The organism is Brevibacterium sp. UCMA 11752, assembly GCF_021532235.1.
Taxonomy (GTDB): Bacteria; Actinomycetota; Actinomycetes; order Actinomycetales; family Brevibacteriaceae; genus Brevibacterium; species Brevibacterium antiquum.
The window spans coordinates 1,426,971-1,451,534 of sequence record NZ_JACBOS010000003.1 but is presented as its reverse complement, the minus strand read 5'-3'; the positions used below and the strand labels follow the sequence as shown (position 1 = coordinate 1,451,534).

General features: G+C 64.2%; 22 protein-coding genes. 12 read left to right on the top strand and 10 right to left on the bottom strand.

What is annotated here, in order from left to right:
* Positions 1–70: 70 nt before the first annotated feature.
* From gabT to HU144_RS06425, 4 genes are all read right to left on the bottom strand, one after another.
* A complete protein-coding gene (gene gabT, locus HU144_RS06440; protein WP_143920651.1) occupies positions 71–1,435 on the bottom strand; it encodes a 4-aminobutyrate--2-oxoglutarate transaminase in 1,365 nt (454 codons plus the stop codon).
* 229 nt (positions 1,436–1,664) lie between these two features.
* Positions 1,665–2,801, bottom strand: coding sequence for a CAF17-like 4Fe-4S cluster assembly/insertion protein YgfZ (ygfZ, locus tag HU144_RS06435; protein WP_235350623.1), 1,137 nt, complete (start codon positions 2,799–2,801; stop codon positions 1,665–1,667).
* Position 2,802: 1 nt separating this feature from the next.
* Positions 2,803–3,402, bottom strand: a complete 600-nt coding sequence (locus tag HU144_RS06430; RefSeq protein WP_235350622.1) for an FABP family protein — start codon at positions 3,400–3,402, stop codon at positions 2,803–2,805.
* A 250-nt stretch (positions 3,403–3,652) separates the two neighbouring features.
* Entirely contained in the window at positions 3,653–4,456 is an 804-nt protein-coding gene (locus HU144_RS06425; RefSeq protein WP_235350621.1) for an ammonia permease, read from the bottom strand.
* Between the two features lie 208 nt (positions 4,457–4,664).
* Here HU144_RS06425 and HU144_RS06420 point away from each other — a divergent pair, with 208 nt between their 5' ends.
* From HU144_RS06420 to HU144_RS06400, 5 genes are all read left to right on the top strand, one after another.
* Complete coding sequence (locus tag HU144_RS06420; RefSeq protein ID WP_235350620.1) at positions 4,665–5,480, top strand: class I SAM-dependent methyltransferase; 816 nt, start codon at positions 4,665–4,667, stop codon at positions 5,478–5,480.
* Between the two features lie 167 nt (positions 5,481–5,647).
* Positions 5,648–6,643 carry a winged helix-turn-helix domain-containing protein gene (locus HU144_RS06415; RefSeq protein WP_442862643.1) on the top strand — a complete coding sequence of 332 codons (996 nt, stop codon included), beginning with the start codon at positions 5,648–5,650 and terminating at the stop codon, positions 6,641–6,643.
* The gene (gene mshD, locus HU144_RS06410) at positions 6,640–7,608 is read left to right on the top strand and encodes a mycothiol synthase (protein ID WP_235350619.1); all 969 of its coding nucleotides are present in this window, start codon (positions 6,640–6,642) and stop codon (positions 7,606–7,608) included. The genes HU144_RS06415 and mshD overlap by 4 nt, the downstream gene beginning before the upstream one ends.
* A 4-nt stretch (positions 7,609–7,612) precedes the next feature.
* Positions 7,613–9,757: an RNA degradosome polyphosphate kinase gene (locus tag HU144_RS06405; RefSeq protein WP_235350618.1), complete on the top strand. Its 2,145-nt coding sequence runs from the start codon at positions 7,613–7,615 to the stop codon at positions 9,755–9,757.
* Complete coding sequence (locus tag HU144_RS06400) at positions 9,754–10,728, top strand: NUDIX hydrolase (RefSeq protein WP_235350617.1); 975 nt, start codon at positions 9,754–9,756, stop codon at positions 10,726–10,728. The genes HU144_RS06405 and HU144_RS06400 overlap by 4 nt, the downstream gene beginning before the upstream one ends.
* A 62-nt stretch (positions 10,729–10,790) precedes the next feature.
* On the opposite strand, the gene HU144_RS06395 is transcribed toward HU144_RS06400, so the two are convergent.
* Positions 10,791–11,606 (bottom strand): class I SAM-dependent methyltransferase, encoded by an 816-nt coding sequence (locus HU144_RS06395; protein WP_235350616.1) that lies wholly within the window; start codon positions 11,604–11,606, stop codon positions 10,791–10,793.
* Between the two features lie 337 nt (positions 11,607–11,943).
* On the opposite strand from HU144_RS06395, the gene pstS reads away from it, so the two are divergent.
* The 6 genes from pstS (at position 11,944) to HU144_RS06365 (ending at position 18,778) form a co-directional block, all read left to right on the top strand.
* Positions 11,944–13,044 (top strand): phosphate ABC transporter substrate-binding protein PstS, encoded by a 1,101-nt coding sequence (pstS, locus tag HU144_RS06390; protein ID WP_125188310.1) that lies wholly within the window; start codon positions 11,944–11,946, stop codon positions 13,042–13,044.
* A gap of 236 nt (positions 13,045–13,280) precedes the next feature.
* Positions 13,281–14,171, top strand: coding sequence for a phosphate ABC transporter permease subunit PstC (pstC, locus tag HU144_RS06385; protein WP_125188734.1), 891 nt, complete (start codon positions 13,281–13,283; stop codon positions 14,169–14,171).
* Between the two features lie 2 nt (positions 14,172–14,173).
* A complete protein-coding gene (gene pstA, locus HU144_RS06380; protein ID WP_125188312.1) occupies positions 14,174–15,313 on the top strand; it encodes a phosphate ABC transporter permease PstA in 1,140 nt (379 codons plus the stop codon).
* A gap of 64 nt (positions 15,314–15,377) precedes the next feature.
* On the top strand, positions 15,378–16,157 hold the full coding sequence (gene pstB, locus HU144_RS06375) for a phosphate ABC transporter ATP-binding protein PstB (RefSeq protein WP_125188314.1): 780 nt from the start codon (positions 15,378–15,380) through the stop codon (positions 16,155–16,157).
* A gap of 305 nt (positions 16,158–16,462) precedes the next feature.
* Positions 16,463–17,020 carry a PadR family transcriptional regulator gene (locus HU144_RS06370; RefSeq protein WP_204233206.1) on the top strand — a complete coding sequence of 186 codons (558 nt, stop codon included), beginning with the start codon at positions 16,463–16,465 and terminating at the stop codon, positions 17,018–17,020.
* Between the two features lie 63 nt (positions 17,021–17,083).
* Positions 17,084–18,778 (top strand): ABC1 kinase family protein, encoded by a 1,695-nt coding sequence (locus HU144_RS06365; RefSeq protein WP_235352667.1) that lies wholly within the window; start codon positions 17,084–17,086, stop codon positions 18,776–18,778.
* Between the two features lie 49 nt (positions 18,779–18,827).
* Here HU144_RS06365 and HU144_RS06360 read toward each other — a convergent pair whose 3' ends face one another.
* The 3 genes from HU144_RS06360 to HU144_RS06350 all read right to left on the bottom strand — a co-directional run bounded on the left by HU144_RS06360 (position 18,828) and on the right by HU144_RS06350 (position 21,983).
* Positions 18,828–19,940: a hypothetical protein gene (locus HU144_RS06360; RefSeq protein WP_235350615.1), complete on the bottom strand. Its 1,113-nt coding sequence runs from the start codon at positions 19,938–19,940 to the stop codon at positions 18,828–18,830.
* Between the two features lie 82 nt (positions 19,941–20,022).
* Positions 20,023–20,661, bottom strand: a complete 639-nt coding sequence (locus HU144_RS06355; RefSeq protein ID WP_235350614.1) for a response regulator — start codon at positions 20,659–20,661, stop codon at positions 20,023–20,025.
* Positions 20,658–21,983: a sensor histidine kinase gene (locus HU144_RS06350; protein ID WP_235350613.1), complete on the bottom strand. Its 1,326-nt coding sequence runs from the start codon at positions 21,981–21,983 to the stop codon at positions 20,658–20,660. The genes HU144_RS06355 and HU144_RS06350 overlap by 4 nt, the downstream gene beginning before the upstream one ends.
* Positions 21,984–22,144: 161 nt before the next feature.
* Here HU144_RS06350 and HU144_RS06345 point away from each other — a divergent pair, with 161 nt between their 5' ends.
* Positions 22,145–22,606: a DUF4383 domain-containing protein gene (locus tag HU144_RS06345; RefSeq protein WP_198396009.1), complete on the top strand. Its 462-nt coding sequence runs from the start codon at positions 22,145–22,147 to the stop codon at positions 22,604–22,606.
* A gap of 4 nt (positions 22,607–22,610) precedes the next feature.
* Here the strand turns inward: HU144_RS06345 and HU144_RS06340 are convergent, their stop codons facing one another.
* Complete coding sequence (locus tag HU144_RS06340; protein ID WP_235350612.1) at positions 22,611–23,621, bottom strand: inorganic phosphate transporter; 1,011 nt, start codon at positions 23,619–23,621, stop codon at positions 22,611–22,613.
* A 3-nt stretch (positions 23,622–23,624) separates the two neighbouring features.
* Positions 23,625–24,290 carry a DUF47 domain-containing protein gene (locus HU144_RS06335; protein WP_235350611.1) on the bottom strand — a complete coding sequence of 222 codons (666 nt, stop codon included), beginning with the start codon at positions 24,288–24,290 and terminating at the stop codon, positions 23,625–23,627.
* Positions 24,291–24,564 lie beyond the last annotated feature (274 nt).

Genomic DNA, 24,564 nt, shown 5'->3' with positions numbered 1-24,564 from the left:
CACATGAGGTCGATACGTCGCCGTCAGAACCCGCAGACTCCGCCCTGCGAGCGGGGCCGGATTCGAGCTGTCAGGCCACGGAAGCGGCGACAGCCTCTTCGATGACGTCGAAGGCGTCGCCCAGGAGTTCATCGGAGATCGTCAGCGGGGGCAGGAAGCGCAGGATGTTGCCGAAGGTTCCCGTAGTGAGCACGAGGACCCCGTTCTTCGCGCAGTAGTCAGCGATCTTCTTGACCAGGTCCGGGTTCGGATCGATCGAGTCGTGCTGGACGAATTCGGCAGCGATCATGGCGCCGCGGCCGCGGATGTCACCGACCTCCGGGTGCTTGCTCTGGAGCTTAGTGAGGCGGTCGGTGACGACCTCGCCGATGTGAGCGGCGTTCTCAACGAGTCCGTCCTCCTCGTAGGAGGCGATGGCGCCGAGCGCTGCCGCACAGGCGACAGGGTTGCCGCCGTAGGTCCCGCCGAGGCGACCCGGTCCGACCGAGTCCATGATCTCTGCGCGGCCGGTCACGGCCGAGAGCGGCAGACCGCCGGCGATGCCCTTCGCGGTGGTGATGATATCGGGGACGATGTCTTCCCACTCGGAGGCGAACATCTTGCCAGTGCGGGCGAAGCCGGCCTGAACCTCGTCGGCGACGAAGACGATGCCCTTCTCCTTCGCGAACTCAACCAGCGCAGGCAGGAAGCCCTCGGCTGGGACGATGAAGCCGCCCTCACCCTGGATGGGCTCGATGACGATCGCAGCGACACTTTCGGCGCCGATCTGCTTCTCGATCATGGTGATGACGCGCTTGGCCGCTTCCTCGCCACTGACCTTGGTGCCTGCAGCATCGTTGTCGCGGTAAGGGTAGGACATGGGTGCGCGGTAGACCTCACCGGCGAACGGGCCGAAACCGGCCTTGTAGGGGGTGGCCTTCGCAGTCATCGACATGGTCAGGTTGGTACGGCCGTGGTAGGCGTGGTCGAAGACGACGACGGCGTCGCGGCCAGTATGGACACGGGCGATCTTGACGGCGTTTTCGACAGCCTCGGCGCCGGAGTTGAGCAGGATGGAGCGCTTCTCATGATCGCCCGGGGTCAGACGGTTGAGCGCCTCGGCGACCTCGACGTAACCCTCGTACGGGTTGACCATGAAGCAGGTGTGGGTGAAGGACTGGAGCTGCTCGGTGGCGGCCTTGACCACGCGGGGGTTCGAGTTGCCCGCCGTCGTCACGGCGATGCCGGCTCCCAGGTCGATGATCTGGTTGCCATCGACGTCTTTGAGGATTCCGCCACCGGCGGCCACCACATAGGCGGGCAGGCTCGAGCCGACTCCCGGTGCCACTGCCGACTTGCGTCGTTCCTCGATCTCACGGGACTTCGGCCCGGGGATCTCGGTGACGAGTTTACGTTCCTGCGGCAGAGCTTCGCCGCCAATTTCCAAAGCTGTCATAACGAGAAGATTAGAGCCTTTCGACGGTTCTTGTCACTTACCGTCCGCAGGCTGGTCAGATCACGCCTGCCGCAGATCCAGGCGGTACGAAATCCGTTGCCATCGGTACGACTCGAAAACCGTGCAGAATACGCTCACAAGGCGTTTCAAGTCGGGCCTGAGAGTCGGGCCTGAGGGCCGCCGATGCGGATTCGCTCGCCGATTCCACTGCTTCCGCCGAGGGAGGAAATCAGCGTTGCTGATTCCGCATGTCGGTGTCCTTGTTGCGTCCCGGAAGTTCGATGTCGTGTTCGCGCACGGGCGCGACGATCGTCTCCTGGGCCCCGGCCACACGGGGTGCGTCATCGCCCAGATCGAAGCTGACTTCAGCCTCGGCGGAGAGATTGCGTTTGACCACGGCCAGGCCGATCGGCCCGAGTTCCCAGTGCAGTGCGACCGAGGTCAGCTGGCCCACGGACCGTTCGGAACCGCGGACCTCAGCGAGCACCTCGGCGCCGGCTTCGGGCTGGATGTGCCCGGATCCGTCGAGGTGGACGAAGACGAGCCTGCGGGGCGGCTGGCCCAGGTTGTGCACGCGGGCCACGGCCTCCTGACCTCGGTAGCAGCCCTTGGCCAGGTGCACCGAGGTACGCAGCAGATCGAGTTCGCCGACGAGCGACTTGTGGTCGATCTCGTTCGTGCCCGGACGCCAGGCGGCGATCCGCACGGCTTCCCAGGCGTCGAACCCGGCCATGGTGAATTCGCTCGCCGAGGTGGTCTGCAGATCTGCGCGGGCGATGATGCCGATGACGAACTGAGTCTCGAGCCCGGGGTGGTCCTCCCCTGCCACCTCGAGTCCGAGATCGACCTCGGCGTACGAGGCCGAACCGGTCCCGATGTGCGGCCAGGGATCGGACCACAGCTGGGTCACGGGCAGGCTGTCGGGGAGCTTCACGACGGCGCCGATGCATTGGAACTCATCGCTGACGTCGTCGATCGTCACCCGCATCATGAATACCATCTTGCGGAGGAATTCGAGAGTCTCGTCGGTGCGCAGCTCACTGATCGCCCACAGCGATTCGCCGTCGTCGACGAGCTTCAGCCAGCCTTCGATGCGGCCGTTCGGGTCAAGGACGAGAGTCTCTGTGGCCACGCCCGGCGCCAGGGTGTCGAGCTTCTGCGTGGTGATGGAATTCAGCCAGGTGAGGCGATCGGATCCGCTCAGACGCAGGATCCGCAGGTGGGGCAGATCGACGATCGCACCCTTTTCGAGCAGTGCCCGCTGTTCGCGCAGCGGCGAGCCGTAGTGGGCAGGGGTGTGCTCGAGCCCTTCGCCGCCGAATACCGCGGTGGAGCTCAGTGGGCGATTCAGCGATGAGGCAGTCATATCAGGCAATCTTCTTCAGTCGGGCTGAGGAGTGTGTGGCGAGTTCGTGGCCCAGTGCGGCCATGTCCCAGGCCCACATGAGCTCCCCGCCGACGAGGCCGTACATGCGGGTCGAGGCCGTGTACTCCTTCGCGGTCTTGGTCCGGGCGACGACATCGGTGGAGAGGTCGATGCGCGGCCCCTTGACGTGGCCTGCGTAGAGTTCCATCACGCCGTGCGGGTGGACGATCTCGGCTTCGATCTCGAATCCGTCATCATTCGTGCGCAGAGTGTCGACGGCGGCCGCCGAGGTGAAGCTGGGCTCTTCGGTGGGCACGAGCATTCCCGGGCCGACGTCACCGGCATCGCGCGGGCGCACGAGCTGCCAGATCCCGGTCTCCAGAGTCAGCGTCGATTCCAGTTCCCCGTCCTCGGTCAGCAGCCACGCATGCGCGGTGTACTGCAGGAACGGGGTTCCGGGATGGGCGACGAAGTCGACGCGCTGGCCGAACTGCTTCTCAGGGGTGTCCGCGTAGCCGACGACTCCGACGCCTTCCCACGAACCGATCAGCCAGGACAGGGGAACGAGCTCGGGGTGAACCGAGGCATCAAGTTCGATCATTGAGTTCAGCGATTGTCTTTGAACAGAGCCGTGACGACCTTGACTCCGACGCCCATGGCGCCGAGAGCGGCAATGCCGACGAGACTGGAGAATACGATTTCGAGAGCGACAAGGTTATCCATGCTCCCAGTCTACATTTCCCATCTGCGGTATGCGCACTCAGGCCGTGCTCTGAACACGGCTTCAGCACGAACCTGAGCACGGTATCAACGCGGAGTCGCGCTCACCGTGTCGGACCTCACAGCCGAGGTCAGAAGGCGATGCGCTCCAGGGAATAGACGACGACACCGCCGAGGGCGATGGGTGCGGCCCCGAGCGCGAGCTGAACGGCGAAGCTGCGGGCCTTCTCCACGTTCTTCTTCAACTCGATGTTCTGGGAGAGTTCAAGGCTCACAGCCTGGTACTGGCTATAGGCGATGAGTCCGAGCATGCGGTCGACGCCGGCGACCAACAGTCCCATGATGCCGCCGAGGACGAGCGAGACAGGAACGCTGATGGCGTCCTTGAAGATGAGGACCGAGAGGATCCCGGCGACCGCGACCGGCATCGCAATCGCCAGCGGAGACGTGTAGATCGCAGGCCAGGGCAGGGCTGTCATGCAACCGGCGACGATAAGCGAGACGAGACCGACGACGATGGCTTCCTTGTCGCCGGGCACGGTGATCGCCGCGACCCAGGTGCTCGCGGACAGGACGATGACTACGCCCGCAACTTGAGCTGAGACGTTGGCAACTGCATCAGAGGCACCCATTCCGCGGGTGAGATTCTGCACGAAGGTCCAGAGCAGACCGAGACCCGCCAGGACCGGAAGCCAGTCAAGATAGGGTGCTGCGTCGTCGCGGAACGCCGCGAGCAGTCCGGCCACGCCGAAGAGGCCGAGCATGATCGACGTCGCGCGGGGCTGCGGTGAGTCTGTCAGTCGCGGCCAGCCGTAGGCGACGCCGAAGACGATGAGCCCGGTCGCCAGCAGGAACAAGGTGTAGCCCCAGTACACGGAGGCACTGAGGGCCAGCGCCAAGGCCAGCGCGACAACTACTCGAATCCATCTGATCACAGCACTATCGTGCCTTATTCGGCCGAGGCGACGCGATTTGGGCCAGTGTCGGCGATCCCCGCCGACGTCACCGACGCCGCTCATCGTCTGTCGTTGCGGGCATCTCGTCTGTCGTTGCGGGCATCTGCTGAGTCACAGCCGACCCTGTTCACTCCTGAGGCAGCGACCTACGCTGATGCGAACCTGCTCACTTCTGATGGAGAATCTCATGACCAATGTGCTGACAACAGGCAGCTGCACCGCCGACGAATACGACCTCAGCTGCGGAGCTGGAGCCGATCTGGGCACACAGCAGCTCACCCTTCTATCCGCACTCCTCGACCCGACGACGCGTACAGTGCTGAGGTCGCTGCAACCGAAGGAGAACGCAAGGTATCTTGAGGTCGGAGCCGGAAACGGCTCCATCGCCGAGATGATGGCAGCAGATTTCGGTGGCAGCGTCCTGGCTGTCGACAAGGACGTGACGAACCTGGTTGCATCGCCGGATGTCGCTGTCGTCCATCACGATGTCCACAACGGCGTCCCCATCGGGCCGTTCGACCTCATCCATGCGCGCCTGGTCCTCGCCCACCTGCCTGCCCGGAGACGGGTCTTCGCCCAGCTCGTCGAACAGCTGGCTCCCGGAGGATGGCTCGTCATCGCAGATGTCGGTGTCGCCGCGGAACTGCTCGTGGCACCGGAGGAATCCGACCACGCGGCGTGGCGGAGATACAACCACGCGGCGTATCAGCGGTTCGGCCCGGAAGTCGACTGCGACTACGGCTGGGCCGACCGGACCGAGGTCGAGATGTTCGGAGCCGGGCTCGCGGATGTCGCCGCGCAGCACCTCGTTCCCCTCGCCCGCGGCGGTGGACCCTGGACGAGCTACCATCTGAACCTCAGCCTGCAGAATGAGGAAGGGCTCCTCGCCACCGGCCTCCGTCGCGAGGACCTGGACCGCTACCGCACCATGCTCACCGACCCCGAGTTCCGTGCGCGCTTCTTCTCGCTGACGTACACGACAGGACGCAAGCCGAGCGCATGACCGGCATCCCTCACTTCTCGTGTGACCCGTTCTCTCCTGTAACCCGTTGACCCTTCCCCTGTGACCCATTGCCCCTCCCCCAGGTATCGGAGAAGCACAGCTGGGCACCCTCGGTATACTTTTCCCAGGCTGCTGCTTCAGCGGCCGAGCCGAGCCCGAGGAGGTGGATGGAGCACATGCGAATCCTGCACATCTGCCCTGCACCCCGCCTCGACTCCCCCGTCGCCCCAGAGTCCCTGCAGTATCTCGGCCACCAGATCGAACGCCTCAGCCTCGATCAGCTGAGCCGGGCAGACTCCAACTCGCTCAGTGCCGACATCGTCGTCGCCGACGCCTGCCTGGACCTGTCCTTGGCACCCGCCATCGCCGAGGCGGTGGCGCAGACGCGCATCGCAGCTCCGATCATCGTCGTGCTCAGCGAAGGCGGACTGGCCACCGCCTCGGCGAAATGGAACGTGTCCGACATCGTCCTCACCACTGCCGGCCCCGCCGAGGTGGAGGCACGCCTGCGTCTGGCACGTGATCACCACCGAGCGCAGGCCTCACACGGCGCCACCTCGTGGGGAGGCCGAGCCGGCGTGAGCGCGGCCGGCTCGACAGCCACCACCGGAGGATCGCGGCCCGAGCGTCCATCCTGGAACACCAGCGGCCCCTGGACGAGCGAGGGCGAGCCCATGATCGTCGTCAGCGGCGCCCTGCGCATCGACGAGACCGCGTTCACCGCACACCTGGGCGAGCGCAGCCTCGATCTGACCTACCGCGAATTCGCCCTGCTGAAGTTCTTCGCGATGCACCCCGAACGAGTCTTCACCCGCGACGAGATCCTTCTTGCGGTGTGGGGCGATGACTACTTCGGAGGGACCCGCACCGTCGATGTGCATGTCCGCCGCGTGCGTGCGAAACTCGGCAAAGACTTCGAGAACGCCATCCACACCGTCCGCTACGTCGGCTACCGCTTCAGCCCCGACTCCGCGGCCGCACACGGCGACGGCGACGGTGACGGTGACAGTGACGAGGCAGAGTCAGATACCGAAGAGGCGCCAGACACCGACGCAGCGGTGGAAGCCGACGCAGCGTCGGCCACTGACGAGGTCGCGGAGCACGAACAGCCAGAGCATGAACGGCCGGAAGCAGAGTCGAACGAGGAGGACGTGAAGGTATGAGAATCGAAGCCAGCGGAGCCGTGACCGGAACCCCGATCACCACCCTCGCCGAGGCGGAGCTGACCTTCCTCGACCGCGTGGCAGAAACCGATGGGTCCGCTGAGATCTCCGGCGGACTCCTGGCCATCGCCACCGGCGAGGACGAATCTCATTCGGCGCAGACGGCTTCCAGCGTATGGCGAATCTATGCCGACGACTCAGCAGACTCGAACGCCGACGACGGCGCTCTCATCGGCTTCGGCATCCGCGCGCTCCAGGGCGATCGTCATGCGGCCGAATTCCTCATCGACCCCGATCACCGCGGTCAGGGCCTGGGCGGAGAGCTGCTGTCGACGATCCTTCAGGAAGAGCCCGACTCCTGGTGCTGGTCACACGGCGACCACCCAGGCGCGCAGGCACTGGCGAAGAAGCACGACCTCGGTCGTGATCGCGTTCTCTACCAGATGCGCACCGGTTCGGGACTCTCAATCGATGACCTGCCGCAGACCTCGGCGCCGGAGGGTGTCACGATCCGCTCCTTCGCCCCCGGTGATGAGGACGGTTGGCGGCGAGTCAACAATGCGGCCTTCGACTGGCACCCGGAGCAGGGGTCGCAGACGGCCGAGGACTTCGCCGAGATCATCCGGGCACCCGACTTCGACCCGGATTCGGTGATCCTCGCCATCCGGGCTGGCCAGGTCATCGGCTTCCACCAGACCAAGCTCACGGACGCCGACGCTGAGGGCCGCCTCGGCGAGGTCTATGTCGTCGGGGTCGACCCGAGCATCCATGCCAAGGGTGTGGGCAAGGCGCTGACGATCGAGGGCATGCGCCGGATGGTCACCGCCGGTGCGAGTGTGATCGAACTCTACGTCGAATCCGACAATGCGCCGGCGCTAGGCTTGTACGAGCGGCTGGGATTCCATGTCGCGGTGGCGCACGTGTCCTATGCGCCGGCTTCCTCGACCGAACGCAATCAGGAGTAGAGCGATGTACGACATCACTGCAGTCGGAGCGGAACTGGGTCTGCCGGATCCAAAGGATCGATTCCTCGACCGGGAGCTCAGCTGGCTGGCGTTCAACGAGCGTGTCCTCGATCTCGCCTCCGACCCTGATATGCCGTTGCTGGAAAGGGTCCGATTCCTCTCCATCTTCGCAACCAACCTCGACGAGTTCTTCATGGTCCGCGTCGCCGGCCTCAAACGCCGCATCAACACCGGATTGGCCGTGCCCAGCGTCACCGGCCGGATGCCGCTGCAGGTCATGCACGCGATCGGCGTCCGGGCGCATGACCTCATGACCCGCCACGCCACCCTGCTCAAGGACGACATCGGTCCCCGCCTCGATGCGGAGTCGATCACGAAGGTCCAGGTGGATGAGCTCACCGAGGACGAACGCGCAAGAGTCGATGAGTTCTTCGCCGGCCACGTCTTCCCCGTCCTCACCCCACTCGCAGTGGATCCGGCTCACCCGTTCCCCTACATCTCCGGACTCTCACTCAACCTCGGCGTCCTGCTGCGCTACCAGGATTCAGGCAAGGAGCTCTTCGCCCGGGTCAAGGTGCCGCCGCGCCTGCCCCGGTTCTTCAATGTCGCCACGGCCACGGATCGTCCCGCCGGCCGCGACGTCCCCGCCCGCTTCGTCGCGCTCGAGGACATCATCGCCGAACACCTCGACACGCTCTTCGAGGGAATGGAGATCATCCACCACTCGACCTTCCGCGTCACCCGCAATGAGGACCTCGAGGTCGAGGAGGACGATGCGGAGAACCTCCTCAAGGCTCTGGAGAAGGAACTGCTGCGCCGCCGCTTCGGCCCCGCAGTGAGGTTGGAGATCACGGAGAACATCCATCCTCGGGTCCGCGAGATGCTCAAGGACGAACTCGGCATCGACGAGAACGAGATCTACCAGCTGCCCACCCCTCTCGACCTCTCCGGCATGTCAGACATCGCCGACGTCCCCCGCGATGACCTGCACTTCCGCAAGATGGTCCCGCAGATGAACAAGGATCTGTCCCTGCGTGAATCCAGCGACCAGGTCGACGTCTTCGCGGCAGTTTCGAACCGCGACATCCTGCTCCACCATCCCTACGACTCGTTCTCCACGAGCGTGCAGGCGTTCCTCGAGCAGGCGGCAGCGGACAAGAACGTGCTCGCCATCAAGCAGACCCTCTACCGCACCTCGGGCGACTCGCCGATCATCGATGCCCTCGTCGACGCCGCACAGGCAGGCATCCAGGTGCTCGCGGTCGTGGAGATCAAGGCCCGCTTCGACGAGGAGGCCAACATCACGTGGGCGCGCAAACTCGAACGCGCCGGCGTCCACGTCGTCTACGGAATCGTCGGGCTCAAGACCCACGCGAAGCTCTCCCTCGTCGTCCGCCAGGAGGCTGAGGGTCTGACCCGCTACTGCCACGTCGGCACCGGCAACTATCACCCGAAGACCGCTCGCGGATATGAGGACTTCGGGCTGCTGACCAAGGACAAGAGCGTCGCCGATGACCTGACGAAGCTGTTCAATCAGCTCTCGGGCTACGCGCCCCTGGCCGAATACTCGCGCCTGCTCGTCGCCCCCACCCGGGTCCGTTCGGGGCTGACCGAACTCATCGACAAGGAGATCGCCATCGCCGAGGCGGGTGGCAGCGGGTCGGTTCGGATCAAGGTCAACTCCATCGTCGACGAAGCGATCATCGACGCTCTGTACAAGGCATCCCGCGCCGGAGTCCAGGTCGAGGTCTTCGTCCGCGGCATCTGCGCCCTGCGACCAGGCATCCCCGGCGTAAGTGAGAACATCACAGTACGGTCCGTGCTCGGCCGCTTCCTCGAGCATTCGCGAACCTTCGTCTTCGGCAACGGCGGTGACCCGATCGTCTACATCGGATCAGCTGACATGATGCACCGCAACCTCGACCGCCGCGTCGAAACCCTCGTCGAGCTCGTCGCCCCGAACCACAAGGCCGAGATCATCGAGCTCTTCGACCTCGCCTTCGCCGACACCACCTCGGCGTTCGTGCTCGCCGCTGACGGCAAGTGGACGCGCAGCACCCACGACGATGAGGGCAACCGGCTCACCGAGTACCAGACGGAGCTCATCCGCCGACATCGAAAGCGCCGGCAGATCGGAGAAGAGGCTTGAGCCCGAAATCGGTCGGATCCGCGCAGGCATCCTCACGCGTCACCGCCGATATCCTCGCTGCAGGGGCGCTGTGCTGGCGCAACGGCAGCGAAGGACTCGAAGTCGCTCTCATCCACCGCCCCCGCTACAACGACTGGTCCTGGCCCAAGGGCAAGGTGGAATCCGGCGAAACCCTTCCGGAGACGGCGATTCGCGAGGTCAAGGAGGAGACGGGACTCGACATCACCCTCGGCGTCCCCCTGCCCGCGGCGGAATACATGGTCAGCGGAAAATACCTCAAGAAGGTCTTCTACTGGTCAGCACAGGTCAAGGGCGAGCACACCTTCACGCCGATGAACCAACGCGAGGTCGACGAGGTGAAGTGGTTTCCCGTCGGCGAGGCGCGAACGAAGCTGACTTCCTACGCGGATCGCGACCAGCTCGATGCGCTGGAGAAGTTCGATTCGACCAACGCACTGCGTGCCTGGCCTCTGATCCTCGTCCGCCACGGGAAGGCATTTCCCCGAGCGAAGTGGCATGAGACGGAGCACGTGCGCCCGCTGCTGGCTCTGGGGACCCGCCAGGCCATGGCACTGACCGGGCTGCTTTCAGCGTGGGGGACGAAGAGACTGATCTCGAGCCCCTGGAAGCGGTGCATGGCCACGCTCGCTCCGCTGTCCGCGGCGACCGGCAAGCCGATCCGAAGGGCTTCGAGTCTGAGCGAGAAGGCGAGCTCTGCGAACCCCGACAAGACCTCCCGATTCATCGAGAAGCTGCTGGAGAAGGGCAGGCCGGTCATCTACTGCACCCACCGGCCTGTCCTGCCGCTGATCCTCGAGGTCTACGCGAAGTACGCCCCACAGCGCATCGCGGAGAAGCTGCCGCGCGAAGACCCCTACCTCAAACCCGGTGAGATCCTCGTCGCCTATGTGCGTCCGGGCGCAGTGCCACGCATCGTCGAATTCGAACGGATCCGCCCGATCGACGCCTGAGACTGGTTCCTCAGCGGGACCCGGTTCCTCAGCGAGGCTGGTTCCTCAGTGGGGCTGCTTCCTCAGTGGGCGGGGAGTCTGCACCATGCTCCGTACATCGGCGGGCCCATGACCATGCCGTCGAGGGCATCGATCTCATCATTGAGCCGATCGGTGAGCGTGTCGATCCCGATCTCCTCGGCGCTGGCGATTCCCAGTCTCTCCAGCAGCGGCACGACCGCAGTGATGGTGTTCGACCATCCGAAAGCAGGCGAATCCCCACCTCCGCCCACCGGTGCACCCATCATCATCGTCGGATCCGGCAGGCCCGCTGCGCGGTAAGCGGTGAAGAGCTCCGGCCCCATCTTGGCATGCACGCCGAGCTCGTCGAAGGCCTGGAGGATCCAGGTGCGCGCTCGATTCCAGAGCGGGGTCTCCTCGTTCGTCCACATGTAGGCCATATCGGGCTCGTGCATGCACAGCAGCCCGCCCGGACGAAGCTGCAGGGCGGCAGACCGTAGAACCGCCACGGGATCGGGGACATGCATGATCACAGTCCGTCCGACGACGGCGTCGAAGGCGCCGTCGAGTTCCAGATCGGGAAGGACCGCTTCGGCGAATTCGACGTGGGGCACACCGGCCAGGGCTGCTCGGGCAGCTGTCAGGGACTCGACGTCCCGGTCGATGCCGAGAACATAGCCGGTCTCTCCGACGAGCTTCGCTGCGATCGCGGCCACGGCACCGGTCCCGGTGCCAAGATCCAGCACCTTCATCCCGGGACCGAGTCCGGCTCGAACAAGCAGCTCTTCGGTCAGAGGGTCCAGGACGGTCGACTGCTCACGCAGACGAACCTCTTCCTCGACGGCGTCTTCGAACATGTAGTGGTGCTCGGCTGACATGGGCTTCTCCTCATCGAGAATATGAATGACGGTATGTTCTGGCACGTCACTCTATGGACCCCGGTGATCATCGACAAGAGGTGGACGAACCTCAGCGCGGCCCCGCGAAATCAGGCCGATTCGGCCCAGCGGAATCGGGACACCGTCGTCCCGACAAGCATCCTTTCATGAATCCGCGGGTTCCTGTGATGGAGCACTCGCCCGGACCCGAAGCCTTCAGGCGTCATTCACCTTCCATTCACTTAGCGACTCCCAGAGCTTTACACACGATCCCTAGCGTGTAACACGAAAGATCGAGCAATCTCGAACAGTGTTCTCATATTCGAAAGGCATCTTCGTGAAGCTGAAGCACCTGGCACCATCCGCTGCAATCCTCGCAGCCGGCGCACTCACCCTGTCGGCATGCGGCGGAACCTCTGCCACCGGAGAAGAAGCAAGCGGCGGCGACAGTGACCTGCAGGGCACACTGACCGGAATCGGCGCCTCATCGCAGAAGGCCGCGATGGACGCATGGACTGCCGACTTCGCCTCAGAGAACTCCGGCGTGACCGTCAACTACTCCCCTGACGGTTCAGGTGCGGGCCGTGAGCAGTTCCTGGCCGGAAACGCTCAGTTCGCCGGGTCTGACGCTCACCTCGACGACGACGAGGTCAAGCAGGGCAAAGAAGCTTGCGGCGCCGATGGTGCCTACGAGTTCCCCGTCTACATCTCCCCCATCGCAGTGACCTTCAACGTCAAGGGCGTCGATGAGCTCAACCTCGCGCCTTCGACGATCGCCAAGATCTTCAAGGGTGAGATCAGCAAGTGGAACGACAAGGCGATCAAGGCCGACAACCCGGATGCCGATCTCCCCGACACGAAGATCACCGCCGTGCACCGTGCAGATGACTCCGGAACCACGGAGAACTTCGCCGAGTACCTCAAGGCCACGGCCGAGAAGGACTGGGACGCTGAGATCAGCGGCGACTTCCCGAAGGACTTCGGTGGCGAAGCTGCACAGGGCACCGATGGTGTCGTGCAGACCGTCTCCGACACCGATGGAGCCATCGGCTACGCCGACGCTTCAGCCGTCGGATCACTGAGCAAGGCCAAGGTGAAGGTCGGCGAAGAATACGTCGAGCTCTCGGCCGACGCTGCGTCCAAGGTCGTCGACGCGTCCGACAAGGTCAAGGGCCGCAGCGAAGGCGACCTTGCCTTCGACCTGGCTCGCGACACCACCGAATCGGGCGCCTACCCGATCGTCCTCGTCTCCTACCACGTCGTCTGCTCGTCCTACAAGGACCAGGAGACCGTGGACATGGTCAAGGCGTGGGAGAAGTTCGTCGTGTCCGAAGAAGGACAGAAGTCGGCAGCGGATTCCGCCGGCTCTGCACCACTGTCCGACGATCTGCGTTCGCAGATCGAGACCGTCATCGATTCGATCAAGGTTGAAGGCTGATTCTTGGTCACTGACCTGCAGAATTGATATGTCGAAGAGCGGCGCAGCGACCCTGCGCCGCTCTTCGGTGCCTAGGGATCCTTCCACCGGATCCGCCGCAAGTTTCATGAGGAGCACTTGTGCCGACCAGCACACAGACCACAGTGTCCGGCCCTGCCGGAGCACCTGAGCCGGACTCACAACCCGAGTCCGGCACAGGCCAGAGACCCAAAGCCGTCGTTCGTCCCGGTGACCGAATCTTCTCGGCAGCGACGCTCATCGCCGGCATCCTGATCCTGCTCATCCTGGCAGGAGTCGCCCTGTTCCTTCTGGCACAGTCCAAGGACACCATCGAAGCTCAGGTCAACGATCCGAGCTCGATCACCGGCGGCAACGGATTCTTCTCCTACGTCTGGCCGCTTGTCATCGGCACACTGATCTCCTCCGCCATCGCCCTGATCGTGGCCACACCGTTCGCACTGGGCATCGCACTGTTCACCACGCACATGGCACCACGGAAGCTGGCGCCAACCCTCGGCTACGTCATCGACCTGCTCGCTGCGATCCCCTCGGTCGTCTACGGCCTCTGGGGAATCGCCCTCGCCGGCAGCCTCACAGATTTCTACCTGTGGCTGTCGAAGTGGTTCGGGTGGATTCCGATCTTCGCCCCCGATGCGAACGGCGATGTGTCGAACACCGGCCGCACACTGCTGACGGCCTCTCTCGTGCTCTCCATCATGATCCTGCCGATCATCACCTCCCTGACTCGGGAGATCTTCCTGCAGACTCCCCGTCTGCAGGAAGAAGCTGCCCTGGCTCTCGGCGCAACGCGCTGGGAGATGATCCGCATGTCGGTGCTGCCGTTCGGAAAGTCCGGCATCGCCTCGGCAACCATGCTCGGCCTCGGCCGTGCACTCGGCGAAACCATGGCCGTGGCCATGATCCTCTCCCCCGGCCTCCTCACCGCATCCCTGGTGGTCAGCGGCAACCAGACCATCGCGTCTGAAATCGCGCAGAACTTCCCCGAAGCCGCCGGCCTGCGACTGTCCGAGCTGATCACAGTCGGCCTCGTCCTCTTCGTCATCACCCTGCTGGTGAATATGGGCGCACGTGCAATTGTTGCCAAGACCTCGGTGAAGGGCAGTTGAGAATGTTGACTACTACGAACAATTCGACGACCACGTCCCGCACTCTGACCTCGAAGCAGCTGCCCAAGGCCACACCATGGGTGGTTGCAGTCGCCTCGATCATCGTCGCGATCATCATCAGCTTCATCGCCTTCGGCGGGTTCAACATCCCAGTCGTCGCGGTCCTCGCCGGGCTCATCAACGTGGTGGGCGTGTTCGCGATCTCTGCGTCCTACGAGGGCCGCCGCAAGGCCACCGACAGGGTGGCCACCACTGTCGTCACATCCTCGTTTATCCTCGCCTGTGTTCCCCTCATATCACTGCTCTGGATGACCATCTCCAAGGGCGGAGCCGCTATCAGCTTCGACCTCCTCTCCCGCACGATGCTCGGCATGAAGGGCGTCCTCGACCAGCAGTACGTCGCGGGTGAGGCAACGATTGCCGGTGGCTTCTACCACGCGATCGTCGGCACCGTGCTGATCACGGCCATGGCCTGCATCATCTCGATCCCCATCGGTGTGCTGACCGCGATCTACCTCGTCGAGTACGCCGAGAAGAACAGGCTCGGCAAGGCCATCACCTTCCTCGTCGACGTGATGACCGGCATCCCCTCGATCGTCGCCGGACTCTTCGCCTTCGCACTGTTCTCCACCATCGCCGGGTTCATCATGCCGGACGCGGCAGGCATCGCGAAGACAGGCTTCACCGCCGCCGTAGCACTGTCGGTGCTCATGATTCCGATCGTCGTGCGCAATACGGAGGAGATCCTGCGCCTGGTCCCGATGGATCTGCGAGAGGCGTCCTACGCACTGGGCGTGCCGAAGTGGAAGACGATCGTCAAAATCGTTCTGCCCACCTCGGTGTCGGGCATCCTCTCCGGCATCACCATCGCGATCGCCCGCGTCATCGGCGAAACCGCACCGATCATGGTCACCGCCGGATTCGCCAAGGCTCTCAACTGGAACCTGTTCTCCGGTTGGATGTCGACACTGCCGACCTTCATCTACGATTCGCAGCTGCGACCGGTCTCACCTGGCGATGCCGCCATGGCCAGCTCCGAGCGAGCCTGGGCAGCAGCCCTCGTCCTCGTCGCCCTGGTCATGCTCCTCAACCTCTTGGCCCGCCTCATCGCGAAGGTGCTGGCTCCGAAGGCAGGACGCTGATGAAGCGCTGAGACTCCGCCGCACGTCATACTTGTTCCAGACATTCCACAGATAGGGAAACACATTGTCCAAGCAGATCGACATCAAGGATCTCGACATCTTCTACGGCGATTTCCGCGCCGTCGATGGTGTCCAGATGCAGATCAAGCCCCGCTCGGTCACGGCTCTCATCGGCCCCTCGGGCTGCGGTAAGTCCACAGTGCTGCGCACACTCAACCGGATGCACGAAGTGATTCCGGGTGCCAGCGTCTCCGGTCAGGTCCTCATGGACGGCAACGACATCTACGGAGCAGGCGTCGACCCGGTCAACGTGCGCCGAGAGGTCGGCATGGTCTTCCAGCGTGCGAACCCGTTCCCCACCATGAGCATCAAGGAGAACGTGCTGGCCGGCGTGCGTCTCAACAGCCGCCGCATGTCCAAGTCAGAGGCCGATGACCTCACCGAGCGCGCACTGCGTGGCGCCAATCTCTGGAACGAGGTCAAGGACCGCCTCAGCCTGCCCGGCTCGGGACTCTCCGGCGGTCAGCAGCAGCGCCTGTGCATCGCCCGCGCGATCGCCGTTGAGCCCGAGGTCCTGCTCATGGACGAACCGTGCTCCGCTTTGGATCCGATCTCCACACTGGCCATCGAGGATCTCATCAACGACCTCAAGGACCAGTACACGGTCGTCATCGTCACTCACAACATGCAGCAGGCCGCTCGTGTGTCCGACAAGACCGCGTTCTTCAACATCGCGGGCACCGGCAAGCCGGGCAAGCTCATCGAGTTCAACGAGACCTCGACGATCTTCTCCAACCCCGAGAAGGAAGAGACCGAGAACTACATCTCCGGTCGCTTCGGATGACCTGAAGCCTGGCCTGCGGCTGCGTGGGCGGCAACCGCAGTCCTCAGCGAGAATGTCCAACGGTTGGTAACTTCGTCGCGACCCAAGAGCTCGGATCGCGGCGAAGTTACCAACCGTTACCTGTTTTCACGGCTCATAGTGGTTAAGGGGCGAGGTCTCCACCCCAAGAGACCTCGCCATCACGCCCCGGCCTGAACATGGTCTGGGAGTTGCCTCCGCAATCGACAGAACGACCTTCCCAGCAACCCATCGCCGATATATCGTTATATATCGTCAAGGCGATTCGATCAGACCTGGAGGTCATCATGAACGAGCCATTCAATCACGGAGGTTTCTCTCGTCGGAACGGCGATTGGGGCGGGGCGAATATCTGGGAAGCAGTGGAGCAGCTGCGCTCATCCTTCAACCCCAAACAGCCGTTCCGCATGAACCGCGGGGATGTCCGCGCCGGAATCCTCACGCTGCTGGCCGAAGCCCCGATGCACGGCTACCAGATCATTCAAGAGATCGAAGAACGCAGCGGCGGCAGCTGGAAGCCCAGCCCGGGATCGGTCTATCCGACGCTGCAGCTGCTCACGGATGAGGGCCTCATCAGCTCCGAGTCCTCCAGCGGACGCAAGACCTATTCACTCACCGAGGCCGGACGCGAGCAAGTCGCATCCGAGCCGGAGTCCAATGCTCCATGGGAATCGGCGAAGAAGCCCGAAGCGCCCAGGGCCGCAAATCTGGCCAAGGCCGGCGTCGAGCTGGCGCAGGCAGCAGCTCAGGTCGGCCGGTCCGGCAGCAAGGAGCAGGTCGCCGAGGCGGTCACCGCGCTCGAGGACACCAAGCGCAGACTGTATTCGATCCTCGCCGAGGACTGAACAGTGACGGCGCGAACCCTTCGGGCTCGTTACGGTCGGATCCTCCGCTTCGCCGCGGCCCAGATGGTCATGGCCTGGTGGTTCGAGATGACGCTGCCGCGAATCGGCCTGGGTCGTCTCGCGGCAAGAGGTCGGGTGGCGCGCTGGCGTTCCACGGCCAGGCGATTTCGCACTCTGGCCGTGGAACTCGGCGGTCTGATGATCAAGGTCGGTCAGTTCCTCTCCTCGCGCATGGATGTTCTCCCGCCCGAGATCACCAAAGAACTCGAGGGCCTGCAGGACGAAGTCGCCCCGGTCCCCTTCGACCAGATCCGCGACCTTGCCGAAGCACAGCTGGGGACGGCACTCACCGATGCCTTCTCCTCCTTCGAACCCCGCCCATTGGCCGCGGCATCCCTGGGTCAGGCGCACTCAGCGATCCTGACCCCGGAGATCGCCGCAGAGATCGGTTTCGCCGAGGTGGTCGTCAAGGTCCAGCGTCCGAGCATCGCCGATATCGTCGAGGTCGATCTGCGTGCACTGCGCCGGATCGCCGGATGGCTCTCCCGCGTCCAGTTCGTCTCCCGTCGCGTCGACATGCCGGCGCTGGTCGAAGAGTTCGCCCATGTCAGCCTCGAAGAGATCGACTATCTCCATGAAGCGGCGAATGCGGAGGCCTTCGCCGTGGATGCGGCTGAGTCGGCCAGGGTGAATGCTCCGCAGATCGTCTGGGAACAGACCACACCACAGGTGCTGACCTTGGAAGACGTCACAGCGATCAAGGCCAACGACGTCGCTGCGCTGCGTCGAGTCGGGATCGACCCCCACGAGGTTGCAACGACCTTCGCGCACACAATGTTCGATCAGCTCTTCCGGACCGGCTTCTTCCACGCCGACCCCCACCCGGGCAACATCTTCGTGACACCTGCAAACCCGGGGACAGCCTCGGCGGTCAGTCCGGCGGCGATGGGGTCGGGCTCCGCGCCCACCTCGGCGGGGGTCGACTGGCATCTGACCTTCATCGACTTCGGGATGATGGGGCACGTGCCGGAGAATCTGCGCGCGGGTCTGCGGGAGCTCATCATCGCCGTGGCGATGCGGGACTCCCGCCGCCTCGTCGCCAGCGTCGGACTCATCGGAGTTCTGCTCGAGGGCGCGGACACGGAAGAGCTCGAACGCTCTCTCACGGGACTCTTCGCACGGTTCGGAGGCATGGGGTTCGCCCAGCTGCGCGACGTCGATGAGAAGGAGCTGCGAGCCTTCTCCACGGATTTCGAATCGGTGGTGCGGGATCTGCCCGTGCAGCTGCCGGAGAACCTCTTCCTCATCATTCGCTCGCTGTCCATGGTCTCGGGTCTGTGCAGTTCGCTCAATCCCTCGTTCAACATCTGGGAGGTCGTCGAACCCTATGCGAGCGAGCTGATCGAAGAGGAGAAGGGCGGCGCCGCCGGCACTGTGGCGAAGGAGGCAATCAACCTTGTGCGCCTGACGCTCGGCCTGCCGGGACGCCTCGACAGCCTGGTCCAGAGGCTCGAGAACGGTGAGCTCTCGGTGGCTACGCCCAAACTGGACCGCCGGGTCGCGGGCCTCGAACTTCTGGCCCGCGGGGTGATCTCGGCCGTGCTGTTCACCGGTTTCGTCATCGGCGGTGCAGTGCTGCTGTCCATGACCACACTGGGTGGCATCCTGCTGCTCATCGCCTCAGCGCCGGCGCTCATCCACAGCCTGGTCACTCTGCTTCGACACAGGACGCTCAGCCGCCGACACCGCCGCATGTGAGAGCACACGGTCATCCGATCCCACCAGCAGCGCATGCTGAAACGACCTGTCACTGCCGCCTGGAAGCGCGGGCATCAAGTCGTCTGGCACGGTAAGCATAGGTGGCCCAGCCGAGTGCCAGAGCCCACAGCGGGAACAGGAGAGTCGGGCCGATCGTCACCCAGTTGCCATTGATGCTGACACCGTTGAGCAGGACCGAATGGATCATGCCCATGCCTCCGGTGAACATCGCCAATGTGACGATGCCGGCGGGAATCGTGGCGAGGAGGATGGGCACACGTCGTCCTGCCAGCGGCCCTGTCCAGCGCGGAAACCTCTCTCCCCATTTCTGCACCAGCCCCAGGGTCAGCAGTGCTCCGGCCAGTCCGGCGATCGCCAAGGCGAGACCTGAATGCCACATCCCGACCTGGAGGCCTGCGGAATAGAACTCGGAGCTGAGCCCGAACGGGATACCCAGTGCCCACAGAATACGAGTGGATGCATAAATGACGGGAACCGCCACGGCCACGCCGACGGCGATCTTGGCACTGACCTGGACGGGCCGGTGATCTTCGGCAGCCTTCGCAGAGGTCGCCCCCGCGGCGGAGGCATCGCCGACACAGGCATCGCCGACAGAAGCGTCCATGGCCGCACCATCGGCGTCTGCCCGGCTGCGTCGCCGGCGGCCCTCCAGCGATGCCCACACCGCCGCCCACAGCCCCGGGCCGAGCAGCATGAATCCCTGCCAGAGCACGGCGATGGGAATCGGCGGGAACTGCAGGCTCAATGTGTAGCCGAGGTATGCCAACACCAAGGTGTCGGTGAAGACCAGGGTGGTGACGAGGGCGAGGAAGACCGCGAAGCCTCCAACTGCTGCGACGGCTCTGCCGCGCAGTCGTGGCAGGGTCAGGAGGGTCGATGCGAGGGTCAGGCTCAGCAGCGCACAGGACCCGACCAGTGCTGCTCCAGCAGGGATGGAGAGATAGTCCAGCAGTGTGCTGTACTCACCCGGTTCCGCATGACCGAACGGAGAGACGAGCAGTCCGCTCCCCCACAGCACGGAGACGACCAGCATGGTCAGTGACCAGACCGCGCTCAGGCCGAGCATAGTGACACCCAGATCGAGTGCGTGCGTCGATTGAGATGGATGTTCTGACTGTGTACAGCTCTGTGTTGTCTTCATGCTTCAACACTCGCGCCGAAGCCGTCTCGGCAGGCTCCCCCGAACGGGTGAACGGCATCCCTCAGAGGGTGAAGCATGCCCCTCAGAGGGTGATGAATCCCGATTCGAAGGCTCTGATGACGGCTTGGGTCCTGTCCCTGGCGCCGAGCTTGCCGAGCAGCGAGCTGACATAGGTTTTGACCGTCTCACTGCCGAGGAACAGTTCACCGGCGATCTCCACATTGCTCAGGCCTCGCGCCATGAGTGAGAGCACCTCCTGCTCACGACTGCTCAGCTGGGCAACACTGGCCAGATCCTCGCGCCGCCCCGCCTGAGCTGCCATCTCACGCACCTTCTGCGGATACAGGAGCACTTCCCCACCGGCCACGACGTACACGGCGCGGATGAGTTCCTCCGGCTCGGCCCGCTTGAGCACGAAGCCGTCGGCACCGACACGCAGCGCTTCGAAGACGTAGTCGTCGCTGTCGAAGGTGGTCAGGATGAGCACACGTGGAGGGTCCTGCCGTGCCACGAGCAATCGAGTCGCCTCGAGTCCGTTGAGCTGCGGCATGCGCACGTCCATAATGACGATATCGGGCTGCGTGCGTTGGATGAGATCGATGGCGTCGGCACCGTCGCCGGCCTCACCGACCACGTCGAGTCCCGTGTCCGAGTCGATGATCGCCGCGAGCCCGGCGCGGACCAACGGCTCATCATCGATGAGGACCACCCTGATGCTCATGTCTGCCTCTCCTCGTTCGTCACTCGTACAGTGCCGCCGGTTGTCGCTGTGCCAGTGTGTGCCGCAGTGCCTCTGGCTGTCGGCAGCACGGCCTCAAGCGTCCATGAGCCACCATCTGCAGTCCACCGAACGTCCCCGCCGAAGAGCTCAACACGCTCTTTGATCCCCTGCAGACCCCGGCCTGCACCCGCATTGCTCCTCGCACCACCGGTGTTCACCGCGCAGGCGTTGATCACCGTCAACGTCACGACTCTCGCATCGACGCTGATCGACACTGAGGCCCCCGGCTCTGAGGCGTGGCGAAGCGAGTTCGTCAGAGCCTCCCGCACGATCCGATGCAGCTCGTGCGCCACGGCTGCAGGCAGTGAGCCAATGTCGCCGCTGATTCTCAGCTGGGTCGAGTGCCCCACTGATCTCGCTTCTTCGGCCAGGACCTCGATATCCTCCCTCGTTCGCCGAGGTTGTTGTGCCGTTTCCGCACCGATGACGGCGTCATCATCTGCTTCCAGATCGGCCTCCGTACGGAGCAGCGCGAGAACGTGGTCCAACTCGGCCACCGCCTCACGACCGGTGCGGGCGATTTCGTCAACGGCCGCCTCGGCGATGGTGGGGTCCCTCTGCAGTGCGCGCTTGGCGACTGCCGCCTGCATCGTCGTCACGGTCAGTGCGTGGCCGATCGAGTCGTGGACCTCGCGGGCAAGCACCGTGCGGCGGAAACGGCGGGCCCGCTCGCGACCAGCGAGCTCCGCTCGGTCGGCCGCCGAGGGGCCGAGGAGGATGAGTGCATAGTTCGGCAGGAAGTACCCCTCCACGACGATGATGGCGATGCACATCAGCAGGATTCCCACGGCGAGGGTCTGGATCAGCCCTGCGGGCAGCACGGTGGCCGCCAGGCTCGTGTCGGTTCCGATCAGACCGTCGGAGAGTTCATGAGCCTGCCCGGGGTCACCGACGAGAACGACGGCGGCGGGGACGAGGACGACGATCGTGAGCAGGAGCAGTGCGCCGGCGAAGGTGTGACCGAAGTAGAACAGGGCACCGCGCAGTCGATCGGCCGTTCGGGGCCGCCTCGGCGGGGTGGGGATGCTCAGTTCGAGCAGCTGCTCGGCCAGTGTGCGTTCGAGGGCGCGGATGACGGCGAGGAATGCTGGAACGCACAGCAGCGCGAAAGCGATGATTCCGACGACGATGATGGTCAGCGAATCGGCGCGGTTGCCGACCCGGTCCGAGGCAGTGACGGCCCAGATCACGACCGCCGCGTAGGGCACGGCGATGACGCCGCCGATCAGCAGGACCAGCAGCCTGCGCCACAACTTTGCCACGCGAGCCCTCACCGTCACCAGACTACCGTCGTGGCACCAGATCAGCCCGGAATACCGGGTGCGATCGATAGCCACGACAGAAAAGCTCTGACCGAACCCATCCACGACACAACCCGCTCCGAATCAGCTGATGTACGACGAGAGTCTTCGAAAGGATCGTCATGAGCACTCACACCGTTTCATCATCAGCTCACACCGCCCGCACCAGCGTCCAGATCGTCTCAGGCATCTTCGGGGCCGTGTTCCTCCTGGTGGGCATCTTGGGCTTCGTCCCGGGCATCACCCAGAACCTGGACACGATGATGTTCGCCGGGCATCATTCGCAAGCCGCGCTGCTGGGGATATTCCAGGTCTCGGTGCTGCACAACATCGTCCATCTGCTCTTCGGCGTCGTCGGCCTGCTCGGGCTCAAGTCACGCCGACTGGCCAAGACCTACCTCATCGTCGGAGGCATCATCTACGCCGTGCTGTGGATCTACGGCCTCGTCGTTCCGATGGAGTCGATGGGCAACTTCGTTCCGCTCAACACCGCTGACAACTGGCTGCACTTCGTCCTCGCAGCTGCCATGATCACGACAGGGATCGTCTTCGGTCGGAAGGCTCACCCTGCGGCACAGCGGTGAGATCTCAGCCGGTGAATACCCTGACCACCAGGCCGATGCAGATCGCCAACACCGCGGCCGCCGGAATCGTCAGCACCCAGACCCCGGCGATGGGAACGATGAAGCGGGCGCGGGCGCGGCCCCGGCGTCCGGCGAACTGGGTTCCGAGGATGGCAGATCCGAGGATGAAGGTCAGCGACACCGGCACCCGCATGATGAGCGCCGCCGTGTACATGAGCACCGTGGCGGTGGCATCTGCTGTCGCGGACTTCAGCGGGTCGAGACCGGCCATGCGTACCGACAGTGTGCGGACGACTCGCCACCCGCTCAGGCCGGTGCCGATCGCCAGCGCTCCGGCGATGATCAGCCGCACCGGCCAGGAGATCTCGACGACGGAGAGCTCGGTGTACGGATTGGCGTCCACGGCGAGGAGCCCGACCATGACCAGGGCCGCGATCTTCTGTGCGTCCTGAACGCCGTGGACCAGCGACAGTGAGGCGGTGAGCACCGAGTCGACCATGCGCGCACCGCGGAAGAGCGGTTTGGGCGGTGAGGCGGCAAAGGTCTTCGACAGCAGAGCCGTCAGGCCCCAAGAGAGCACGAATCCGAGGATCGGCGAGATCACGAGGGGCAGGATCACCGAGTTGACCGCCTCGGCGGAGTTGACCGAGAACCCCAGCACGATGCCAGCGCCCAAGAGACCGCCGATGAGGCAGTGCGTGGAGGACACAGGCAACGCGAGGTAGTAGGTGAACAGACTCCACGCCGTTGCGGCGACGAAGGCGATGATCAGGGAGGTGAGGATGACCTCGGGGTCGCCGTCGAAGTGGACGATCTGGTTGGCCACGACTGAGGCGATTCCCTCACCTAAGAGCGCGCCGATGAAGTTGAAGACGACGGCCAGGCCCAGGGCCCACCGTGCGTTGATGGAGCGTCCGACGACGGCATTGCCGATCGTCAGCGCAGCATCATGGAAACCGTTCGAGCCGGCGAAGATCACCGCGGTTACGATGACTCCCGCCAAGAGCAGCTCCACGGACTACGACTCCTTGATCGCGATGGCGGCGACGACCTTGCCCAGCTCGGTGAAGCCGTATGCGGCACGCACGAAGGCCTGCCCCAACTGGGAGACCGCGGTCATGTAGGTCAGGCCGCGCCTCGAGTTCGGCACGGCGTCAGACATCCGCCATTGCAGGGCCTCGACTTGGTAGGTGAGGCGGTTGATGGAGTCGACATAGTCCCACTGATCGAGTTTGCCCGGCAGACGAGTGACCATCCGCGAGGTGTGGTCGGTCTGATTGGAAAGGACCGCGAGGGTTTCGAGGACACCGGAGGGCAGTTCGTCGAAGGCTTCCGAGGCGAGGACGAATCCGGCACCGTGGAGAAGGTGGCAGATGTCGCGCATGTGATGGCCGAGCAGATAGAGGTCATTGCGGTCGAACGGGGTGATGTAGTTCTCGCGCAGTGCGCGAAGCACGGCACCCATGTCTTCATCGGCTTGATCGCCGATCTCACGGAGGCGGTCTGCGACCTGCCGACGTTCGCTGACTTCGATTCCGGAAAGTTCGGCAAGCACCAGGTTGCATTGCCGCATCTGCCCGACCAGATCGGACAGGCGTTCGTAGAAGACAGTGTCCTGCGGTACTCGCTTGAGCCGCATGCGCTCCTCCTGCCCGGGGCCCGGTCGAGCCGGACGAATGTGCATGTTGCTTCAATTGTATGTGCCGGACGCTGAACCGAGAGCGCCTCTCGGCGGTAGGCCGCTCGAAGCGGCTGAATTTGGAGCCCGGGGCTTCAGATCCAGCGTCCGGTGGCCACGAGGGCCACCCACTACGATACTCGCTCACGCTCATGAGTCCACCGCCGAGGCGGGTGAACGAGAGTTGAAAATCTCACAGTCTGCGTACGTGGCCTGCGTACGCGGCCACCTTCCATCTCGGAGGTTGAGCTCTCGTGCCGGACTGGCCGCAAGTCGGTCA